We start from the raw sequence: 21,476 nt of genomic DNA on the forward strand, positions 1-21,476 counted from the left end.
GTGTATCTCATCAATACATTATTTATTAGTTCATCAATCTAAAAAACGAGCATCATGAAAAAACTAAATTTAATTCTTGTAGCTGTAATGCTATTTTCTGTAGGGAGTGTCTTTGCCAATAGTGGTTTGGAGGAGGAGTCTCCCAAGGGGTTAACCCAACAGATTAACGAGCTTTTAACCCGTAATGTGCCTCTAAGTCTAATGGAAGAGGACATGAGCGCTGTGGTTTACTTTACGGTGAATACCGAAAAAGAAATTGTAGTACTCTCAGTAATGACCAATGAAGAGGCGTTAGATGCCTATATAAAAAGTAGGCTGAATTACGAAAAGGTAAAATGCACCGAATTGGAGATTGGGGAAACCTATAAGATTCCCGTCGAGGTCAAGAGTTAATGCGGTAAGTTGTTAGAAAAAGTCCTGAATAACACTCAGGACTTTTTTTTGTTCTTGTATTTAACCGGGCTGATGTCCGGAGTAGGCTTCTTCTTGTACTTGCCCTTAAATGAAGCTGGCGCTGAGGCTTTTTGAGTTTTGGGCTTTGCCGATGTTGATTTTGCCGGTTTGGGTAAGCTAATTTCAGTGTCCTTGGGGTTGTCCTTGGTGCCCCTGTAGTGAATGACCAATCCGTTTAGAAAATTCCGCAGAATTTGATCGCCACATTCTACATAGTTGGGGTGGTCTTCCTTTCTGAAGAAAGCGCCCAGTTCGCTTTTGGATATTTTAAAATCTACCAGTTGTAAAATATCTACAATCTCGTCATTTCGAAGTTTTAGGGCTACCCGTAACTTTTTTAGAATATCGTTATTGGTCATACTATTATTTTTTGGCAAGATATTACAAAATTTAAACCCAATGACTATCTACTCCCTTTTTTACGGCGGCTAAATCGGTTTATATGGGGCATTTGAAATTTAAACCCCTTACCGGCCCTATTAAATTAATTGCTTGCGAGAGAGGGAGGTTTGCGTTAACGAAAAATAGGAGGTTAGGTAAGTTGTTTTATAAATGAAATATGGGGAGGGTAAGCCGTTTGATTCTGGAGTGGCTCATAGAACAAGGGTAGGTGGATTTGGAGGTGGGTTGGATCCTTTTTGCCAAGAAATAGCGGGTAATAACGCATAAAGATGACGAAATGACACCTTAAGCCGCGTCAAATCGGTCAAAACGTCATGAATTTAGTACTGGTATGCGTTTTGCATTTCACCTTATGAACAAAAGAAAGTTGAACAAAAAAAATTGATAATTATGAGTATAGTAAAAAGAAATAACATCGTTTTTCCGTCTTTAATGAATGAATTTTTAAGACAAGATTGGTTTGGCGGTATGGATAGTGTAAGAGATTCAATGCCAGCCGTAAACGTAAAAGAAACTGAAACTGGGTTTGAGTTAGAAATGGCCATTCCTGGTAGAAATAAAGAAGATTTCAATATTGAGATCGATAATGACGTACTTACTATTTCCTCGGAAGTGAAAACTGAAGACAGTAAGGAAGAGGATAGTTACACCAGAAGGGAGTTCTCTTATAATTCCTTTAGGCGTGTGTTTAGCTTGCCCGAAAGTGTAAATCCGGACAAGATTGATGCTAAGTACGAAGACGGAATTTTAAAGTTTGAACTGCCTAAAAAGGAGGAGGCCATGCCGAAACCTAAAAGGGCAATTACCATCTCTTAAAGATAGGAAGAAGTCCCTGGCTACAGGGTAATTTTCATAGTTTGGTTGGTTAGTGAAGGAAGGCGCTTTATATTATTAAGGCGCCTTCCATTGTTATAGCAGCCTCAAGTTTTCCGTGAGATGCAATTAGGTTTTTGCAATAGAACTCAGAAGCGTTTTAATGCCTTAGTCGCGTTCGGCATCAATCATAGATTGCCTATACTCAATTCCCCATTTTGCCATTTCGTCTATTAAGGGCGACAGGGTTTTACCATACTTGGTGATAGAATATTCTACCGTGATGGGCTTGGTGTTCATGACGGTGCGACTCACCAACTGGTTCATTTCCAGGTCCTGGAGTTCCTTGGAGAGCATTTTGGTGCCAATGCCCTTCACCTCGCGTAGTAAATCCATGAAGCCTAACTTATCGCCCTCTATGAGGGTGCCCAGTATATGGAACTTCCACTTGCCAGATAAAATACTCATGGTGTCGCTAATGGCCTGCATTCTAACCTGACAAACCGGGGAGTTGTTTATGACTGCTTTCTTTCTCATAGTTTTTTTTGTGTTAAATATGAAGGTGCTACTACCAAGGGTAGTTCCCTATAGGAAACTACTTCCCAAAAGGAAATGCGTATCAAATATACAGCTTATTCCCCGTATCTTTGCCTGTGATTAAAAATGAAAAAGGAGTGTATCCAATGAGGAGGGAAATTCAACTGTAGTCACAAAGGGCCCTACTGACAAGAAAAGGAATACAATGTCGATTAAAAATATCAGTTAAAATCAATCCTTAAAATTATTAAACGAATCATCCATTAGGGTTTTACCGCTTTATTGGGAAAAATCAAAAGATATGAGTAACGAAACATCAAAAAATAATCCGCTTTTATGCGATATAGAAACGGGAATGTGTGAGGTAACGACTAATGAAGTTCAAGAGGCTTCCGATTCAACCCCTGCCGCTACCAATAAAAAAATTAAGTTGGTTTATTTTACCGATCCAATTTGTTCTTCTTGTTGGGGGATTGAGCCCCAATTGAGAAAACTGAAATTGGAATATGGAAATCAGTTAGAGATTGAATACAGAATGGGTGGCTTATTACCAAATTGGAGTTACAATAGTGGAGGTATCAGTAAGCCCTCCGATGTTGCTTCACACTGGGATGAGGTGAGTGTTTATTACGATATGCCCATAGATGGGGATCTGTGGTTAGAAGACCCCTTAAACTCGTCCTACCCACCTTCCATTGCTTTTAAGGCAGCGCAATTACAGGATGAAGAGAAGGCCGTGCTATTTATGAGGGAGATGAGGGAAATGATGTTCCTAAAGAAAAAGAATCTTGCTAAATGGGAGCACATGGCTACTGCCGCAACTAGCGTAGGACTGGATGTGACCCAATTAAAAGTCGATTTTGAAGGCAAGGCCAAATCCTTGTTTGAAGAGGATTTAAAAGTGGCAAGGGATTATGGGGTAAGAGGATTCCCTACTATCTACTTTTTGGATGATGCTGGAAATAAAGAATTGGTATATGGATCAAAACCCTACGCCCTTTACGAAGCGGCCATTCTTAAACTGAATCCGAATATTTCAAAAAGTGAATACAGTAAAAACTGGGAAACACTATTCTCTAAATATCCCACACTAACAGCAAAAGAGTATTCCGTGCTATCCGGTGCGCCAAGAATAGAAAGTGAGGAAATGTTGAATGCGCTTTCAGATAGTGGAAAGTTAGATAAATGGAACACAAAAAACGGGGCCATCTGGATTTTACAATAATATGTACTATCCACCATCAACCTATAAATTTTAAATAAATCACCAATGATCAAAAAAATCTTTAATCCCGGGGAGACCTCCAATACGATAAGTTATGCAATATTATTGCTCCGTCTGGCCGCAGGGGTGTTCATGTTGACCCATGGTATGGGGAAATTATCCGCCTTATTTGGTAGTGACCCCATTCAGTTTCCAGATCCCATTGGGTTAGGAGCAACGGTGTCCCTAGCGCTTACCGTTTTTTCCGAAGTGTTCTGTTCCTTGCTCCTAATTCTGGGCTTGGGAACTCGCTTTGCCACCCTACCATTACTCATCACTATGTTAGTAGCTGCGTTTATAGTCCATGCCACTGATGGATTTGGGAGGCAGGAACTGCCCCTCTTCTACGCAACGGTTTATGTGGTTATAGGCCTATTAGGTGCCGGTAAAATTTCACTGGATAATTTGGTGTACGCTAAAATTAAAGAGGAGTAGGGCACTACTAATTTTTACTAGCTTTTATCGCTGAAGCTATTGATTAATAGGGGAACAAAGTATTAAAGAGGGGCTGCAGCCCCTCTTTATATTCCGTATCTGTACTTAATTACAGAACAGAATTGTTAAGTTTAAGACGCTCGACTAGCTGTTTAGAGCGGTGCCTTGCATAGTTTGGAAAGCGCTTCGTTTATTTCGAACACCCCTCCTTTAATATCAGAATACCCAAATTTCTTTAAGCGTTCGGTGTGCATTTTTAGATAGTTCTCGGCATTTTCTCGAGTGTCGAACATATAGACGCCTCCTGCCATATTTTCTTTTTGATTTTCGGTCCAGAATTTCCAAACAAAACCGGGTTCCTTGGTAATACTTTGGGCAAGATCGTTCATTTGAATTGCCATTTCTTTTCCCCACACTTCCTTATGTGGAAAATCTACATACATGATGACGGCCATAATCGTACATTTTTTAATTAGTTGACAAAGTTCCAGAAGGGGAAGAACAAACAAGCTATAGCTTTCCTCCAAGAAACCAATTTCCTGCAGGAAACCATAAGATACGAATAAATGAGGTCTAGGGAAAGATAAAAGTTAGTTGTGGTAGGATTGGTATTGTTTTGCAGTCAGCTCTAGAAGGGGCAGATGTATTTTGTGTTTTTAATTTTGAATTAAAGGAAGCGGTGTTTAGAAATTATTAACGGGAAAAATAAACCGCATTTTAGGTCTTAACTTAAAAGGATTATATTAGATTTTTACAATAAACTCCTACAAGATAGAATAATAATATTCTTGGTAGACTAATGAGGTGATTGTGTATAATTAGAGCAAATTAAGGATAAATGGAACTACCTAAATATCATGAAACTTTCATGCCGATATTAGAAATTTTAAATTATGAAGAATCCATTAAAAGTAGAGAGTTGTCAATTCGTGTACGTGACAAATATTATTCGGATTTATCAGACAAACTGTTAAACAAAAAAACCAGTTCAGGATCCAATGTATTACTAGATAGGATTTCATGGGGAAAATCATACCTCAAAATGGGGAAGTTTGTTTCATATCCGAAAAGGGGACTGGTCCAAATTACGGAGAAGGGTAAGCAAATTTTGGAGACAGGTAGTTTGTCGCTAAGGCAACTTCAAAATGATAAGGATTTTGTTAAGCATAGAAAATCTGTACAAAGTAAAAAAGACGAAGAAGTTGAAATTGATTCAGTAAATGTAGACAATGCATCGCCTCAAGATCTAATAGATTCTGGGTTCTCTACAATTGAAACTGAGGTTAAAACTGAGCTATTAGAAAAACTGAAAGAAATTGATCCTTATTACTTTGAAAAAGTAATTCTTATTCTTTTAAAAAGAATGGGTTATGGAGATTTTATTGAAACATCAAAGTCTGGTGATGGAGGTATTGATGGTATTATAAATGAAGACAAACTCGGACTCGAAAAAATTTATACTCAAGCGAAGCGATATAATGAAAACAAAGTGCGTGAAAAAGATATTCGTAATTTCATAGGGGCAATGAGTGGGGATACGAGTAAAGGAGTTTTTATAACAACTTCAACCTTTGACAATTCTGCCATTCAGAAAGCAAGAGAAGCCCATCATACTATAATTCTAATTGACGGACCTAAATTAGTAGACCTAATGCATCAATACAATGTCGGGGTGCAAGTGAAAACAGTATATGAGGTAAAAGAATTGGATAATGACTTTTTTGAGGGAGAATAAATGATTTCCACGAAAAGCTACAACTGTAGGTCTATAGGTTCTTTTCACTTGTTTTTATTGATTTTTAAACTGTCCTAAATATTTGAATAGTAGTTTATTAGTTTGGATTTAAACGGGTTTAAAAAACCGCATTTTTTTAGTAACTTTAAGTATTGTGGGAATTAAGTTCCTTCAAATGTAATAGCGGCGATGAACAGTTGGTAGTCAGATATGGATATGCCAAGCCCAAAAGGAAGTTAACCCACCAAGTCCTTGTGGTGTAGTGTTACTGTTTGTTATACTCAAAGGGATGTTTTTTTTTGAGTAGCACTTTAGGCAGCATACTGGTCTAGAATCTTTAAATCCAATAATATGAACAGCACAGATAAGTCGTTAGTGGTACTGGTTGCAGGAGCTACTGGCTTCTTGGGAAGTGAAATCTGCCGTCAATTAATCGCAGCGAACAGGAAGGTAAAAGGATTGGTGCGTGATACTTCAGATGCTAGCAAGGTAACTCACTTAGAGAAAATGGGGGTGATAACAGTGAAGGGCGATCTAAAGGATAGGGATTCCTTAGATAGTGCTTTACAAGGGGTTAATGCCGTCATTTCTACGGTTTCCTCCACGCATTCCAGAAAAGAAGGGGATACCATTAAAACTGTGGATGAGGACGGACAAATAAACCTTATTAAGGCAGCCGCTGATGTGAGTGTAGAACGGTTTATCTATGTTTCTTTTAGTGAAATGCCAGGGCAATTTCCATTGCAAAATGCCAAGCGAAGGGTGGAGAGGCAGCTAGAAAATAGTGGTCTAAATTATACTATTTTACAACCCACCTATTTTATGGAGGTATGGTTAAGTCCGCTGGTAGGTTTTGATGCGGCCAATGCCAAAGCCACCATATTTGGGGAAGGCAAGAAAAAGATTTCCTGGATTTCTTTAAAGGATGTCGCCTCTTTTGCAGTAGCATCCCTAGATAATGCAGCCGCGCATAATAAGTCAATTTTGCTTGGAGGTCCTAAGGCATTGAGTCCGCTAGAGGTGGTAACCATATTTGAGGAAACTAAAAAGAAGAAGTTTGAGCTTCAATTTGTGCCGGAACAAGCCCTTAGAGCACAAAAGGAGGGGGCCCAAGACCCCTTGGCCGAATCTATTGCAGCCTTAACCTTGGGCGTGGTGAGCGGAAGCGAAATTGATATGAAAACCACCCTAGATAAATTTAAGCTACAACTATGCTCGGTAAAGGAATTTGCGACCAGGGGTGGGGGAGTTAAGGGGTGAGTAACTAGCTCCAAGCCATATTCGAGCATTAAATTTTAGGGAAGTCCGCCATGTTTCATCGGTAAACAAAGAATCTTTACTTTTAGGGAAATAGCAGCCAACGAATTATAATTTAAAATAGATACACATGAAACTTATATCTAAAGCATTCATTCAAATTCAGAAGCCGGTAGAAGAAGTTTTTGAGAGTATTGTGAACCCAGCACAAATGACCCAATACTTCATCTCTGAAAGTAGTGGTCGCTTAGATTCTGAAGAGGAAATAGTTTGGAAGTTCCCCGAGTTCGATGAGACCTTTCCCCTAAGTGATATCGAGGTAAAACCCAATAGTTCTGTATCCTTTGTCTGGGATCCAGCTACTGTGGTGAAAATTGTGTTGGAGCCGCAACCAGACCATAGCACGGTGGTTCGTGTGTCCGAGAACGGAAAGGAGCTTAACGAAAAGAACATGGAATGGCTCATAGATAATACGGGAGGTTGGGCAAATTTTCTTGCCTGTATGAAAGCCTATTTGGAGTATGGTATATCCCTCCGTAAGGGAGCCTATGATTTTTTGAAAAATTAGTTACATAAAACATTAAATATTATAGTAAATGAAAGTTACCCCAGAACACAATGAGCGTATTGCAAAAATGACTTTTGCCTCGGTTTACCCACATTATGTAACCAAAGTGGAGAAAAAAGATAGGACTAAGGAAGAATTACATCAGGTAATTACTTGGCTCACCGGTTATGATGAGGCTAAAATCCAGGAAGCAATCGACGGGAAACTCAATTTTAAAGAATTTTTTGATAAGGCAGCGCTAAACCCCAACGCCCATCTTATTAAAGGGGTGATCTGTGGGTATCGTATCGAGGAAATCGATAATTCACTAACAAAACAGGTGCGCTATTTGGATAAGTTGGTAGATGAACTGGCCAGAGGACGGAAAATGGAAAAAATTCTACGAACGGAGACCGCATAAATGCAATCATAAAACGTAGGTAGCAGGGAGCCGCAAAAGAATCGACCTGATTTTTTTGCGGCTCCACGCTTTTCCCTTCAATCAATATATAAATAAATAATCCCCCTTATGGATTTAAAGGTATAAGGAATTAATTACTCCTGTTCTTGCAAGGCTTTAATCTCGTCCCGCAATTTAGCAGCCTGCATAAAGTCCAGCTCCTTAGCAGCTTTTTCCATCGCCTTGCGCTTTTCCTTGATCATCTTTTCCTTTTGAGGAGGGGTTAGATACATCATATCAGGTTCCGCAGCTCTTATTTCCTCCTTTTCAAAGTGATAGGTAGAGACCGAATTTTTCGCGAGTACACTGTCCAAACTTTTATTCAAAGCAGTAGGAGTGATGTTGTGCTTCGTATTGTAATTGGTCTGTTTTTCCCTGCGGTAGTTGGTCTCGTCTATGGTCTGTTGCATGCTTTTGGTAATCTTGTCCGCATACATAATAGCCTTGCCATCTAAGTGTCTTGCCGCTCTTCCCACGGTTTGGGTCAGGGATCGGGCACTTCGTAAAAAACCTTCCTTGTCAGCGTCCAAGATAGCTACCAAAGATACTTCCGGTAGATCCAGTCCCTCTCTCAATAGGTTTACACCAATAAGGACATCAAAGATCCCCTTACGTAGGTCCTGCATTATTTCTACCCGCTCCAAGGTATCTACATCACTGTGTATATACCTACACCGTACATTTATTCTGGTCAGGTATTTTGCTAGTTCCTCGGCCATCCGTTTGGTCAAGGTCGTTACTAAGGTCCGCTCGTCCTTTTCTACGCGGACTTGGATCTCCTCAATAAGGTCATCAATCTGGTTTAAACTAGGGCGCACTTCAATAATAGGATCCAACAATCCAGTAGGGCGTATTACCTGTTCTACATATACACCCTGACTTAATTCCAACTCATAATCTGCAGGGGTGGCACTTACATAGATCACCTGATTTTGAAGTGCTTCAAACTCTTCAAATTTCAAGGGGCGGTTGTCCATGGCAGCAGGGAGCCTAAATCCGTAATCCACTAAATTTTCTTTCCGGGATCGGTCGCCCCCATACATGGCGTGTACCTGTGGAATGGTTACGTGGCTTTCATCCACCACCATTAAATAATCGTCCGGGAAATAATCCAACAAGCAGAAGGGACGGGTCCCTGGTAACCGGCCGTCCAAATAGCGGGAGTAGTTCTCAATGCCGGAGCAATACCCCAGTTCACGAATCATCTCCAAATCAAAATTGGTGCGTTCCTCCAGTCGTTTGGCCTCAAGGGGCTTACCAATTTCCTTAAAATAATCCACCTGCTTCACCATATCCTCTTGAATCTGGTGAATGGCATTCTGTAGTACATCCGGGGAGGTAACAAACATATTGGCAGGGTAGATGGTCAATTGATCATACTTTTCTAGTATCTTGTTCTTTAAAGGATCAAAGGCTTCTATTTCTTCAATCTCGTCCCCAAAGAAATGAATCCTAAAAGCATGGTCGGCGTAACTGGGAAATATATCCACCACATCGCCCTTTACCCTAAAATTACCATTCTTAAAATCGGCAGTAGTCCTAGAATAAAGACTCTGTACCAACTGATGCAAAAGTTTGGTCCGTGAAATTACCTGATCTTGCTGTACGTGGATCACGTTCTTTTTAAATTCCACCGGATTCCCTATTCCATATAAACAGGAAACGGAGGCTACTACCAGTACGTCCCGTCTTCCCGAGAGTAGGGAGGAGGTAGTACTTAACCGTAATCTTTCTATATCCTCATTAATGGATAAATCTTTTTCTATATAGGTCCCGCTAGTGGGAATATAGGCTTCAGGCTGGTAGTAATCGTAATAGGAAACAAAATACTCCACAGCATTCTCTGGGAAAAATTGCTTGAACTCCGAGTACAATTGTGCCGCCAAGGTTTTGTTATGGGCAAGTACTAAGGTTGGGCGCTGTACCGCTTCCACCACATTTGCAACAGTAAAGGTCTTTCCAGAACCGGTAACCCCCAATAGGGTTTGATACCGGACATTGGACTCCAAGCCTTCCTGTAATTCCTTGATTGCTGTAGGCTGATCTCCTGTCGGTTTAAACTCCGAAACAACTTTAAATTTCATTTTTTAAAAATACGAAAAGGCGCCCAATCCCATGGACGCTTTAGGTAGAATTTAAGATTGTACCGGTCAGCGATTAAAAATTGCGCAGGCGTAGAGGATGTAACTGTTCAAATAGTACTCTTTAGAAGCAGTTAAGGAGTGTATTCCCTATAAATCCCGTTTTTTTAATAAGGCATAGGATAGGTAGATGAAAATGGCTGTCCACAATAGTACTATCAGTAGTTCATAAAAATGGACATTGTAATTTTTATTAAGCTCTTCCCCTACCTGTGCCACCATGCTCTGTACCGCCTTAAAGCGGGTTACAGGTTCCTTAATTAGGTTAGACATGGATTCCAGCGGGAGGTACTTCATAAATGTGGCTGAAGCTTCCTGCCCGGCAAACCACCATACCAGAAAACGGAGGGCTAAATTCTCTATGGCATACCAGACAATCAAGAATCCCAAGGCAAAAGCCGATCGCTTTACTAGGATGCCTAAAAAAAGACAGAAAGAAAAGAATCCCAAAAGTTTTACGAAATAGGCCAATAGGTATTCTAATTCGGAAAATACGATGGAGAGTTCGGTGAAATCGGAGTAAATAAGCCCCAGTGTCAGGGAGATCAGAAATACGAATAAGGTAGATATTAGGGAGAACGTAAATACCGTAAGAAACTTGGAGGCAATAAATTCTTTCTTGCTAAGTCCGTCTATTAAATTTTGCTTTATGGTTTTATTGCTGTATTCATTGGCCATCATGGAAACAATAACGATGGCAAAAAATAGCTTTAATCCACCAGCAATCCAGGTGTTTAAGTGCCATATATAGGGAAAGTTAAAAATCCCCTGCTCGGCCATATGGAATTGTATGGGGCCAATATCAAATTTTATAGCCGCTATCAGTGCCATACATAACAAGAGGGTGAAGTAGGAGATGATCAGTACTTTACTGGCTCGGTTGTTCCATAGTTTTATTAACTCTATTTGTAAAAGTCGCAACATAATTAAAGTAGGGTTAAGCTGGTTTTTGAATGTTGTTGGTAAGGGTGAGGAATTGTTCTTCCAAGCTCTCTTTTCGTTTCACTAAATGGGAGAGTACTATTCCCTTTGCAAACAACTGCTCATTCAAGGTTTTTGCATCCATTTCTTCCTTTAAGATTACTTTAATCACGCCATTTTCTTGCTTTACGGCACCAAAAATGGCCTGTTTCTCTAAAAAGTCGAGTAAGGCATCGGTGTGTTCAGTTTGTAATTCGAAAAATCCGTGACTGGCAAGCATGTCTTCTACAGGTCCCGAATATAGTTTCTCCCCTTTTCTTAGAATGACTACGTGGCTGCAAACTTTTTCAACTTCATCCAACAAATGGGAGGCCAGTAATATGGTGGTACCTTGGGAGGCAATTTTCTTTATAATCTCTCGAATTTGATGAATTCCCTGCGGATCTAATCCGTTAGTTGGTTCATCCAGAATAAGAATTTCAGGATCGTTTAGTAGGGCAGAGGCAATGGCCAAGCGTTGCTTCATCCCCAAGGAGTAGGTACGGAACTTACTGTCTTTCCGATCCAATAGTCCTACTAATTCTAATTTCTCCGCTATCTTATCGGGCGATACTTCTTTTATTTTACAGACCAGTTTCAAGTTTTGAACGGCCGTCATATACGGATAAAAATTGGGGCGTTCTATAATAGCGCCCACCTTCTTTAAGGCTTCATGCGTAGAAAGACTGCCGTTAAACCAAGAGAAGCTGCCTGCACTGCGGTTTACTACGTTCAATACAATGCCCAGGGTGGTAGACTTCCCACTTCCGTTAGGGCCTAGAATACCGTAGACATTCCCCTTTTCTATAGTGAAGGAGAGGTCTTTAACGGCGGTAAGGAAACCAAATTTTTTGGTTAGGTTGTTAACAGTTAAAATTGTTTCCAAGTTGGTTGTTTTTGGAGTTGTTCGTACCTACTTGACGAGCAACTGATGGTTTTGTTACAATTTTAAGGAATCTAATCGAATCCTATCGACGGTTTTAATCCTTATCTAGCTAATATTATTACCGTTCGCGTAGAATAGTAAAAAAGCTGGGTTGATATAAGGTGTTCAGGGATAGTTAACTAGGTGTAATAATACCTTTTTTAAATTCATCTAAACAATCTTTAAGTAGCTTTGGATGTAGGCTGGTCAACCTCAAATCTAACAAGACACAGTGAAAACTTGTAGGAAATGTTGTAAAGTCTGCTTTTCCTGTTGCAGGAAATGGTTTTGGCACTATTTTAGCTTTATAATCGTGCTTGGAAACAGTTTTTATCCCAAGAATTTACCGAGCTTCAGCCAATTTTATAGTAATTGGATGCCTTGTTATATCAGCATTAGAGGGAGGAAATCATTTTTTTAGACCACTAATAAAGGAGTCGACTAATTTTAGGTGCTATGGGATAACGCATGACAGGATTTGTGTAATTTCCCTAAGAATTTAAGGAGTTGGATTTAGGCGATTAACTTTCTGTTAAAAAGAAAAATGGTGGTCAATGAGCAATTTAAAGGCCAAAAAAGCAAGGTTGGATATCCCGTTTTTATGATTTTTAAATTTTTATTGCGTGCTAGGATATGTATATTGGATAAAATCACATAAACCAACTCAGTATAAACTTTTAAATACTTTATTAAATTAACACCTATGTCCGAAAAATTGATGTCTAAGAAAAAGCCGCCGTTCCCGGTCAATGATAAACTGGACGCATACTTAGCGCATTATAGTAGGAAAACCGAAATTCCTATTTTCTATGATGATCTGCTTAGGTTTGCGGGCTCTGTAGTGGTTTACGACGCCAATGATGAGGATACGCTTTGGGTGAGGGTCTATTACAATGAGTTCGATAGGAAGGAAATAGACAGTAGTCTAAAGAAAGTGTATTCCATTCTTCACTCCGACGGTAGTGATAGTATCTTTCCCTTCCTTAATGTGGATGCGGTAGACTATTGTACTTTTGGGAATACCAAACCCTTTAGGATCAAGGTAAGGAACGTGCTGAACGATAACTACACCTATTTTTACGTGAAAAAAACCGATGCATCCAGAATTTATGGCCTGGAGCTAGAGCATATGTTATCTCCCTATAACCTAAACTTTTTGGTGTATAAAGACACCTTAATTGAAGAGCATATTTCCGGAATTCCGGGAGATGTCTTTATCAAGGAATTTTTACCCAAGTGTACGGAATCGGAAAAATCCCAGTTGGCAAAAGAGTTTGTAAAGTTCAATGAACGTTGTATGATCCGACTCCTAGGGGATATGCGTTCGTATAACTATGTCATTGTGCCTACGCACGATTTTGACCATGTAGTCTACAAGATACGGGCAATTGATTTTGACCAGCAATGCTATGAGGGTAAGTTGAAGGTGTACCGTCCGCAGTTTTTTAAGGAAAACTATTCAATGGTGATGTTGGTAAAAGACAAGCTACAGCGAAATTCTGTGGATCAATACAAAATTGAGGAGCGCTCTATTGTTGCGAAGCGAATTTTGAGTTCGGGTAACAGGATTAAGCGACTCATCGCCATTAGCAAGTCTGACAAAATCTCCAATCCAGAAAATATTGAAGCCTTGTCCCAACATATCCACGAACTTACTGGCGATATTGCCTTTAAAAACTGTAAGTCTATGGGAGAGGTGCTGTCCTTGGCCTTAGATTTTGTTAAAAGGAATTACGAGGATGTAAGTATGAAGCAAATTTTGGAGAATAAAATAAAACTATAAGGACGTTTGTTTATTTTTTATGAAGGAATTTTATTGGGTGGTAAAAATGAAAAAGGGAAGCGTTTAAACTTCCCTTCTTTAGTAATGATGCTTAACTCTTTTGTTCTTTGTTAAAATATACTAGGTAGTAGTACATCTGACGTTCTTCGTCCCATCCTTTTTCCACAAATTTTTCAGCAGATTCTGGATTGATGAAATCTAGTTTAATCTGGATGTTGGTATCTAGATTAATGACATTCTTTATTTTCTTTCGCGCATCGGATACGGCTTTGTTCACAATATCAAAGGAAGCCACATCGTCTATGCTATATTTAGGGCCTTTTTCTTCCTTATAGTGCTTAAACTCTGGAATAAGTTCCGGGTTTTCCATTACCTCGTTCAGGAAGTTGGTCTCCTCAAAAGTATCATTTTTAGCAAAATGGTTTACAGCCCTATTCATAAAAAGGACCTCTTGTTGTTTATCCTCGGCCGGTAATACTACGTCTTTGGCAAAGCTCTGGCAGAACTTCAAGTAGTTCTTTGTCTTAAAGTTGTCATCCGATAAGGCTTCTACATCCAAGAAGTTTTCCAGCCAGTATTTGGCATCGTAGCGGTTACTATCTACGGATAGTATTTTATACCCTGCTTCCCTTTCGGTGTTAAAGACCAAGCAACCTTTATCCAACTTGTTGATGTTGATCCCCTGTTGTACCAATATATCCAGGTTGGCACCATTTTCTTCGAATTGTAAGAAATCGTGTTTCAACTCACTCTTAAATATACCAACGGCATCCATCTTAACATTGTCTAACATCACATCCGTAAGGTAGGTAACATAGAGTTCCCCACTTTTAATATGAGGGTGATTAGATTGCTCAAAGAGGTGATTGGCTACCTTTTTAGAATTTTCATGGAGGGTATTCGGGTTCTTGAAAATAGCATCTACCACATTGTAGAGTTCGTTGAATTCCAAATCTACCTCATTGTAAAAATGAAAGTAATTCTCCTCCTTTTCCCTAAAGGGCTTAAAAAAATATTCTTTTAATAGCCCGGTAGTCTCATCGTTCAGAGCAAAGGGCTCCTCCGATAAAAATACACCTTCACTTTTGTTTTTGTTTCCCACACGATGTATGGAAATCGTTTCAATCTGCGTAGTATATAAGTTGATCATGAAATTAACATTATTGATTTGGGATTGTTAGGTGGCCATGGCCCCATGCCCCTTTAGTTTATATGGTAGGGGTAAAGTAAATGTAAAAGTGGAAAATTAATTCCAATTCTCATCAAAATCCAAGTCTTCGTAGTTGTCTAAGGTATTGTCAAAATCAAACTCGCTTTCGTCAGCCTCAAACTTTTTTTCTGGTGGGGAATCTGGTATTTCACCAAAACTAAACAAGATATTTGGGTAGGATTGTCCGTCTATCTTTTCGGTAGTATCGGCCAATTCCACAAAAAAGGTCCACATGCTCAAGAAGTCGTACACGTAGATAAGTTTAGGATTTGCTTCTGTAACCACATCGCTCAGCAATACCTCACTCATCAGCCGAACATCACTTCCACTTTCGCTCATGTCAAACAAGGCAATTTCCTCATCCTGGTTCCATTCCTCGTCACAGGTGTAGAAGGATGCCATTTCATTCCCTAAAAACCCAAAAGATTGGGTAATAGCGTCATGAAATTCCTCCAAGGTGGTAGATGCCTCTACTTCCAAGTCTCTAAAGATATCCTTATCCGCATCTAGAATGATCCTTATTTTATATATCATTTCGTCCTTTTTTTGTGGAGGCAAAGTTACGAAGTTTTCCTCGTTTTAAAAGCATTTATGACTTCCAAAGCCAAATAGGATTGAAATCCAAAAAGGAGGGCGGCCATTACTAAGTGTATAGCTTGGGTAGAGAAGGGGAAATCCCAAAAATACATGGCCAGACCGCTGATAACTTCAATCAGCAACATTAACAATACCCAGTAAATTTTGGAGTATCCCAAATTAAATTTCGTAATTCTATACGCGAGGTACAGGTTTAGCAGTACCACGAGGATCGAGAAGGATCGGTGAATATAGAAAAATAGATCGGGAGATTGCAGCCACAATTCCGGTGCATTGTCCCCGTACATCATAATCTGTTCATCAACAAACTGTCTTACCTGTGTTCCAAATACTACCTGTAGAAGGGTAGCGATTAGGGTAATTAAAATCAGGTTTTTGGCCATTTTGTCTGCCTTATGGGTCTGGTCCCTTTCACTGGCCGCATGTATTATGTAGAGTATGGCCGCTACTATTACCAATGCCATTACCATGTGGATGGTGATTTTTGCTGGGGCCAGTACAGAGTATACTACTGTAGCGCCCAACCAAGCTTGAAAGCCCATCCCAAAGACTACCGCCCATGAGAGAATGGTGATCTTTTTGTTTCGTTTCCAATAGCCAAAGGAGGCTATTCCCATAACCAAGGTTCCCAGTCCTGCTAAGGCCCCAAAGAGCCTATTGATAAATTCTACCCAGGTATGAGTTGGATTAAATACGGCATAATCGTGTTTTGTGTAAAGGGACCAATTTTCTGCGTCAAATGTGTCCGAAGTAGTAAAGTCGGACTTGGCCACCTGAAGGGTTTCATCCACAATAATGACCTGCCCTTTTTTAAACTCCCGTTGCGGCTGCCATTCCAGTTCCGATTGTTCCGTAGGAGGAATATAATATCCAAAACATTTAGGCCAATCCGGACAGCCCATACCACTTCCCGTCATTCTTACTACAGCCCCAGCTATAATAACGAGATAGACCAACACTAAAGCGATCTTGGCAATTTTTATAAAGTTATTTTGCATTTGAAAGATTGAAAATGTTTCTCAAATTTACGGTTCTTATATGGATGCCTTATTTTTTATCCTATAAAAGTTAAGGCAGTCTACAATGCTATAATTGTTTACTTGGCAACCAGTCCCATTTCCTTTCCCTTTTTTAGCATTAGGGCATAGGCATCGTCATAATTGTTGGGGATTTCCCCTTCCAAGATGGCTTCTTTAATCACTTCTTTTATGATTCCTATTTCCCTAGAGGGTTTTAGGTTAAAAGTGGCCATGATTTCTTCCCCGCTGATAGGGGGCTGAAAGTTTCTAACATGATCACGGGCCTCTACCTCTACAATTTTCTGACGGACAATTTTAAAATTGTTCTTGTATTTCCGTTGTTTCTTGGGATTTTTGGTAGTAATATCCGCTTCGCACAAGGTCATTAGGTCCTCTACGTATTCCCCGGCATCAAAAATTAGTCGCCTTACTGCGGAGTCGGTTACAAAGTCCTCGGAAAGTACAATGGGCCTAGAGCTCATAAGTACCATTTTTTGAACGAATTTCATTTTATCGTTCAAGGGCATTCTAAGGCGTTTAAAGATTTTGTAGACCATTTTGGCGCCTACAAATTCGTGGGCGTGAAAGGTCCACCCGGCTTTTTTATCGAATCTTTTGGTGGGCGCTTTACCAATATCGTGCAATAGGGCGGCCCAACGCAACCAAAGATTATCCGTGTTCTCCGCTATATTGTCTACCACTTCCAAGGTATGCCAAAAGTTGTCCTTATGGCGTTGACCCTCTACTTCTTCTATGCCTTCCAAAGCCAACAGTTCTGGAAGGATGTATTTAAGGAGCCCCGTTTTGTGAAGGAGCGTAAATCCGATAGAAGGTTTTTCACTGGCTAAAATCTTATTCAGCTCATCCACAATCCGCTCCTTGGATATAATCTTTATACGATCCTTGTTATTGGTAATGGCATCCAATGATTCTGGATGGATAGTAAAATTTAATTGGGTAGCAAATCTAATGGCCCGCATCATCCGTAAGGGATCGTCCGAGTAGGTGATACTGGGATCCAAGGGGGTTCTGATTAGTTTTCTTTTCAAATCCCCTATCCCGTCAAAGGGGTCCAATAGCTGCCCATAGTCGTGGGGGTTTAGGCTAATTGCCAATGCATTGATAGTGAAATCCCGTCGTTTTTGATCGTCTTCCAAGCTACCGTCCTCTACTACTGGTTTTCTGCTATCCCGGTGATAACTTTCCTTTCTGGCCCCAACAAATTCGATCTCAATATCCTTGTATTTGATCATCGCCGTGCCAAAATTCTTGAATACGGAAACGTCCGTACTTCCCTGCAATTGGGACGCTACCTGCTTCGCTAGGGTTATCCCGCTCCCAATAGCAACGATATCGATGTCCTTAGGTGTTCCTCTATTTAAAAGGTGGTCCCTAACATATCCCCCAATCACATAGGCGTCCATGGAAAGCTCCTTGGCAACATTGGAAATGGTGGTGAAAATAGGATTGTCTATGGCCGCTTCTAGGTTTGTCTTCGTCATTATTCTCTGATCACTTTAACCGTACCATCATTTCCTAGGAGGATAATGGAGGATGGGGTAGTCTTATTTATATCGCGCTCCAAATTTACTATATAGTCCACACCTTTTAAAATCTCCTCCGAGATTTCTGCGAAGCAAGTGGGACTAGCTTCCCCAGAAATATTGGCAGAGGTAGAAACAATGGGTTTTTTAAATCTCTTGATGAGGTTTTGGCAAAAATTATCCGTGGCTACCCGAACCCCCAGGGTGTTATCTCCCGCAATTAAATTCTTGGCAACTCCCTTGGGCGCCTCATAAACAATGGTCGTTGGCTTAGTAGCCAGGTCCATAAGGTCGTAGGCCAGATCGGGTACCTTGGTGATGTGTTGTTCCAGCATAAAATCGTTCGCCACCAAACAGATCATACTTTTGGTGTTCACCCTTTTTTTAAGGGCGTATACTTTGGCAACCGCCGCTTCATTGGTAGCATCACAACCAATGCCCCAAATGGTGTCTGTGGGGTAGACGATTAATCCGCCCTCGGCTAGGACTTCCAAACAGTTGTTGATCTCGGTTCGCATGTCGTCCTTCATGGTATCAGTTTTTTCTTAATTCTCTTAATTTCTTGTATCTCGCATATACCCCAAGGGCATTTAGGTAGCAGATGATAATTCCTTTTTTACCATCTAAGATCCCTAACCTTAGGAGGTAGTGGTTTAAAAACTTATAGGCGGGGCGGAATATAAAATGATAGAGGTTGGGGTCATAGTCCTTCGCCAACTCCTCTTCGGCTTTCATTTGACCGTACTTGATCATTTTCCCCTTGTAATCCTCGTAATCTTTGTAGGAGTAGTGGATCAATTTATTTTTTAATACTGCCGACTTCCCATCCACCACCAAAGTTTCGTGAACAATTCTGTCTTTGGTGAATTGTACCTTACTCTTCCTAAAAAGTCTATAATTTTTGTCGCTTTGCCAACCGCTAAAACGCAGCACCTTATTTTTAAACATAAAAATCCTGTAAAAATAATAAGCAACTGCGGTGGGATTTTCAGCGTTTACGGTATGTAATATTTCGTTTCGCAATTTATCGGTCACACGTTCGTCTGCATCCAAAAATAGAACCCAATCGTGGGTGGCCTGGTCCATGGCAAAACTTTTTTGATCCGTATAATTTACAAAAGGACGAATAATTAATTTTACCTCTGGATGTTGTTTAATCTTTTCAATGGTGCCGTCCGTACTGTTGGAATCCACCACAATAATTTCGTCTGCAAATTTAAGATTCTCTAAAACGGCATTGATATGGATATCTTCGTTATAGGTAATTAAAACGGCGGAAATTTTATTGGTGATTTTTCCGTTGAAAATATTCTGTACGGGTTTTCCAAATTTTGAATTGATTTTGAGTCGCCTTAGGGTGGAGAGTTTTCGCTTGTCTGGAACACCGTTGGTTTCTATATATTTGGTGACGGCATTTATCATGCGCTGTGCAGATTTCCCGTCTTGATAGGGGTGAAACTGCTCAGTGATATGAGCCCTTTCAGCTGCAAAAGGATCCTTTTCTATATTTACGTTAACCTTCTCAGTGAGTCCGGTGTAAGTGCTAGCGTTATCCCATGCAATATTCTTGGAAATATTTTTAAATGTAATTACCGGTTTATTGAGGAGGATAAATTCATAGATAACTGATGAGGTGTCACTGATAAGCAGATCGGCTTGTAGAAGAAGTTTCGTTATGTTTTTATCTGATTTAAAAACAATATTGGGAATTTCTTCGGCTAATTTCTTGTAGTGCGCTATCCATTTCGGGTCCATAAGATCATGAAACTTTAAGTAGATCAGATAGCCAGTGCTTACCGCCAATTTTTTTATTTCTTCTACTAAAAATGGAGCAGAGGTTAAACTAGGGGAAAAGGTAGGTGCGTAAAGAATTATTTTGTCCGTTTGCTGCTGCTGTAGTGCCTCGTGTTTTTTGAGATCGTATTTTGTCCTTTCCGTACTATAGACATCTAATTTGGGCCACCCTGTTTCTATGACCTCAAAATCCTGATGTTTTCTTTTTAATTCATTAAATTTCTTCGTGAAATAAGGGCCTTGGGTTAGGTAAAGGTCAAAGTAATGTCGGATTCTAAAATGCCCTTTTTTTTCGCCGGCTAAACCGTGAAATACCTGTACTTTTAAACCTCTTAGATAATAGGGAACCTCGTTTCCCGGAACAAATATTACGTCGCTTTCAAATCGTTGAAGATCTAATATGCTTAAGGTGTAAGGGTCCTTTTTAAAAGGGAAATTGTCTAGTAGCTTATCCGAGATGTACCATACGAAAGTATGCCTCTGTTCTTTTAGAAGATCGCGAATTGGTCTTAATATTCCAAAAGCATAAGCGTTTTGACAAAATAGGATTACCCTCATCTAGTAAATAGGTTATTGGCGTTGTCCAAATCCTCCTGAAAATCTACTTCCATACAGTCGTATTTAGAGATGTCCACAGCTTCTATTTCAAGTCCGTCATTGGCAATGGCAATTTCAAGTCCACGTTCAAAATAATCGTTATCATCACACTGTTCCAACGCCTGAATAAATTGCTTAATGTCATTTTTGGATATATAGTTTATACCAACGGCTTCACCCAACCCATTTTCTACGGTTTTGGATAACAGGTCTATATATTTATCATTAAGGGTGTATTTTACCTCTTCTTCACCAACTTTATCCGTGTTAACCGCTACAAAGGATTGATCTTTAGAGATGTATGGTTCTAGGAGGGAAAGTACTTTTACATCAAATACCACATCGCCATTTAGCCAAAGTACAGAGGTATTCCTATTCTTTTTTAAGGCTTTTAAAAGACTTTTAGAGGTGTTGGTTTGATCAAAAAATGGATTGTAGACAAAGGTCAGATCTGGAAATCTCTCCATGATCAGATTTTTTTTAAAGCCTACTACCACAGATATATCCTCTGCGTTGAAGACTTGGTCTAGGTTGGAAACCTGTATTTCCATGATGCTTTTGCCGTTATTTAAAGGGGTAAGCGGCTTTGGGAAGGGATTTCCTAATCTTGAACCAATTCCTGCGGCAAGGATAACAATTTTCATTTGGATGTTTATAAGGGGCTAAACCGGTTGTATAGCCAAAGTTTTAGATTTAACAGCATCAACCTCTATCGAGGTCGTAATTTTCGTGGCCAAAGTTAATTTTAATTAGTCGATTTATGAAATCCTTAAGCATTTAACCTTCTCAAAAGGTGGCTTTCTACACGGTTAAATTTAACGGTTTGTAGTGATAGGTGTGGGTGAATTGGCCTTTATAGTTCCTTTTTCGTTGGATATGCTGGCACTAAAATATGTATTACATGCATCAATATACAAAAAGCATTCATCGTTATACAGGGTCCTATAAAATGGATTATTATAATCCAGAGATTTCAAAGTAGGGTGGAAGAAGGGAGCTGGTT

The 21,476-nt window shown here is 39.8% G+C and carries 22 protein-coding genes; 9 read left to right on the forward strand and 13 right to left on the reverse strand.

Annotated elements, in window-relative coordinates; translation table 11 throughout:
* Window positions 1-54: 54 nt before the first annotated feature.
* On the forward strand, window positions 55-393 hold the full coding sequence (locus tag BV214_RS08890; RefSeq protein ID WP_086477154.1) for a hypothetical protein: 339 nt from the start codon (window positions 55-57) through the stop codon (window positions 391-393).
* A 35-nt stretch (window positions 394-428) separates the two neighbouring features.
* Here the strand turns inward: BV214_RS08890 and BV214_RS08895 are convergent, their stop codons facing one another.
* Window positions 429-812, reverse strand: a complete 384-nt coding sequence (locus tag BV214_RS08895) for a DUF1456 family protein (protein ID WP_086477155.1) — start codon at window positions 810-812, stop codon at window positions 429-431.
* Window positions 813-1,245: 433 nt separating this feature from the next.
* On the opposite strand from BV214_RS08895, the gene BV214_RS08900 reads away from it, so the two are divergent.
* Entirely contained in the window at window positions 1,246-1,671 is a 426-nt protein-coding gene (locus BV214_RS08900; RefSeq protein WP_086477156.1) for an Hsp20/alpha crystallin family protein, read from the forward strand.
* Window positions 1,672-1,836: 165 nt separating this feature from the next.
* Here the strand turns inward: BV214_RS08900 and BV214_RS08905 are convergent, their stop codons facing one another.
* A complete protein-coding gene (locus BV214_RS08905) occupies window positions 1,837-2,205 on the reverse strand; it encodes a winged helix-turn-helix transcriptional regulator (RefSeq protein WP_086477157.1) in 369 nt (122 codons plus the stop codon).
* Between the two features lie 301 nt (window positions 2,206-2,506).
* Here BV214_RS08905 and BV214_RS08910 point away from each other — a divergent pair, with 301 nt between their 5' ends.
* Both BV214_RS08910 and BV214_RS08915 read left to right on the forward strand, forming a co-directional pair.
* The gene (locus tag BV214_RS08910; RefSeq protein ID WP_086477158.1) at window positions 2,507-3,430 is read left to right on the forward strand and encodes a ClpXP adapter SpxH family protein; all 924 of its coding nucleotides are present in this window, start codon (window positions 2,507-2,509) and stop codon (window positions 3,428-3,430) included.
* A 45-nt stretch (window positions 3,431-3,475) separates the two neighbouring features.
* Window positions 3,476-3,904, forward strand: coding sequence for a DoxX family protein (locus BV214_RS08915; RefSeq protein WP_086477159.1), 429 nt, complete (start codon window positions 3,476-3,478; stop codon window positions 3,902-3,904).
* A 152-nt stretch (window positions 3,905-4,056) separates the two neighbouring features.
* Here BV214_RS08915 and BV214_RS08920 read toward each other — a convergent pair whose 3' ends face one another.
* Complete coding sequence (locus BV214_RS08920; RefSeq protein ID WP_086477160.1) at window positions 4,057-4,359, reverse strand: monooxygenase; 303 nt, start codon at window positions 4,357-4,359, stop codon at window positions 4,057-4,059.
* Window positions 4,360-4,742: 383 nt separating this feature from the next.
* Here BV214_RS08920 and BV214_RS08925 point away from each other — a divergent pair, with 383 nt between their 5' ends.
* The 4 genes from BV214_RS08925 (at window position 4,743) to BV214_RS08940 (ending at window position 7,864) form a co-directional block, all read left to right on the forward strand.
* Window positions 4,743-5,639, forward strand: coding sequence for a restriction endonuclease (locus BV214_RS08925; protein ID WP_086477161.1), 897 nt, complete (start codon window positions 4,743-4,745; stop codon window positions 5,637-5,639).
* A gap of 351 nt (window positions 5,640-5,990) precedes the next feature.
* Window positions 5,991-6,899, forward strand: a complete 909-nt coding sequence (locus tag BV214_RS08930; RefSeq protein WP_217868680.1) for an SDR family oxidoreductase — start codon at window positions 5,991-5,993, stop codon at window positions 6,897-6,899.
* A 127-nt stretch (window positions 6,900-7,026) separates the two neighbouring features.
* The gene (locus BV214_RS08935) at window positions 7,027-7,464 is read left to right on the forward strand and encodes an SRPBCC domain-containing protein (protein ID WP_086477162.1); all 438 of its coding nucleotides are present in this window, start codon (window positions 7,027-7,029) and stop codon (window positions 7,462-7,464) included.
* Between the two features lie 28 nt (window positions 7,465-7,492).
* The gene (locus tag BV214_RS08940) at window positions 7,493-7,864 is read left to right on the forward strand and encodes a DUF2200 domain-containing protein (protein ID WP_086477163.1); all 372 of its coding nucleotides are present in this window, start codon (window positions 7,493-7,495) and stop codon (window positions 7,862-7,864) included.
* Between the two features lie 134 nt (window positions 7,865-7,998).
* Here the strand turns inward: BV214_RS08940 and uvrB are convergent, their stop codons facing one another.
* From uvrB to BV214_RS08955, 3 genes are all read right to left on the reverse strand, one after another.
* A complete protein-coding gene (gene uvrB / locus BV214_RS08945; protein ID WP_086477164.1) occupies window positions 7,999-9,987 on the reverse strand; it encodes an excinuclease ABC subunit UvrB in 1,989 nt (662 codons plus the stop codon).
* 147 nt (window positions 9,988-10,134) lie between these two features.
* Window positions 10,135-10,968 (reverse strand): ABC transporter permease, encoded by an 834-nt coding sequence (locus BV214_RS08950; protein ID WP_086477165.1) that lies wholly within the window; start codon window positions 10,966-10,968, stop codon window positions 10,135-10,137.
* Between the two features lie 13 nt (window positions 10,969-10,981).
* Entirely contained in the window at window positions 10,982-11,890 is a 909-nt protein-coding gene (locus BV214_RS08955) for an ABC transporter ATP-binding protein (RefSeq protein ID WP_086477166.1), read from the reverse strand.
* A gap of 742 nt (window positions 11,891-12,632) precedes the next feature.
* Between BV214_RS08955 and BV214_RS08960 the strand changes: the two genes are divergently transcribed.
* Entirely contained in the window at window positions 12,633-13,712 is a 1,080-nt protein-coding gene (locus BV214_RS08960) for a hypothetical protein (RefSeq protein WP_086477167.1), read from the forward strand.
* A 91-nt stretch (window positions 13,713-13,803) separates the two neighbouring features.
* Here the strand turns inward: BV214_RS08960 and BV214_RS08965 are convergent, their stop codons facing one another.
* From BV214_RS08965 to BV214_RS08995, 7 genes are all read right to left on the reverse strand, one after another.
* Window positions 13,804-14,862 (reverse strand): nucleoid-associated protein, encoded by a 1,059-nt coding sequence (locus BV214_RS08965; RefSeq protein WP_086477168.1) that lies wholly within the window; start codon window positions 14,860-14,862, stop codon window positions 13,804-13,806.
* A 96-nt stretch (window positions 14,863-14,958) separates the two neighbouring features.
* Window positions 14,959-15,456, reverse strand: a complete 498-nt coding sequence (locus tag BV214_RS08970) for an IS1096 element passenger TnpR family protein (protein ID WP_086477308.1) — start codon at window positions 15,454-15,456, stop codon at window positions 14,959-14,961.
* A gap of 26 nt (window positions 15,457-15,482) precedes the next feature.
* Entirely contained in the window at window positions 15,483-16,517 is a 1,035-nt protein-coding gene (locus BV214_RS08975; protein ID WP_086477169.1) for a COX15/CtaA family protein, read from the reverse strand.
* 98 nt (window positions 16,518-16,615) lie between these two features.
* A complete protein-coding gene (locus BV214_RS08980; protein WP_086477170.1) occupies window positions 16,616-18,040 on the reverse strand; it encodes a CCA tRNA nucleotidyltransferase in 1,425 nt (474 codons plus the stop codon).
* Window positions 18,040-18,612 (reverse strand): L-threonylcarbamoyladenylate synthase, encoded by a 573-nt coding sequence (locus BV214_RS08985; protein ID WP_245806766.1) that lies wholly within the window; start codon window positions 18,610-18,612, stop codon window positions 18,040-18,042. Before BV214_RS08985 ends, BV214_RS08980 begins: the two co-directional genes overlap by 1 nt.
* A gap of 4 nt (window positions 18,613-18,616) precedes the next feature.
* Window positions 18,617-20,434 (reverse strand): CDP-glycerol glycerophosphotransferase family protein, encoded by a 1,818-nt coding sequence (locus BV214_RS17120; protein ID WP_086477171.1) that lies wholly within the window; start codon window positions 20,432-20,434, stop codon window positions 18,617-18,619.
* The gene (locus BV214_RS08995) at window positions 20,431-21,117 is read right to left on the reverse strand and encodes a phosphocholine cytidylyltransferase family protein (protein WP_086477172.1); all 687 of its coding nucleotides are present in this window, start codon (window positions 21,115-21,117) and stop codon (window positions 20,431-20,433) included. The genes BV214_RS17120 and BV214_RS08995 overlap by 4 nt, the downstream gene beginning before the upstream one ends.
* Window positions 21,118-21,476 lie beyond the last annotated feature (359 nt).

This window comes from Arenibacter amylolyticus, assembly GCF_002150785.1.
GTDB classification, from domain to species: Bacteria; Bacteroidota; Bacteroidia; order Flavobacteriales; family Flavobacteriaceae; genus Arenibacter; species Arenibacter amylolyticus.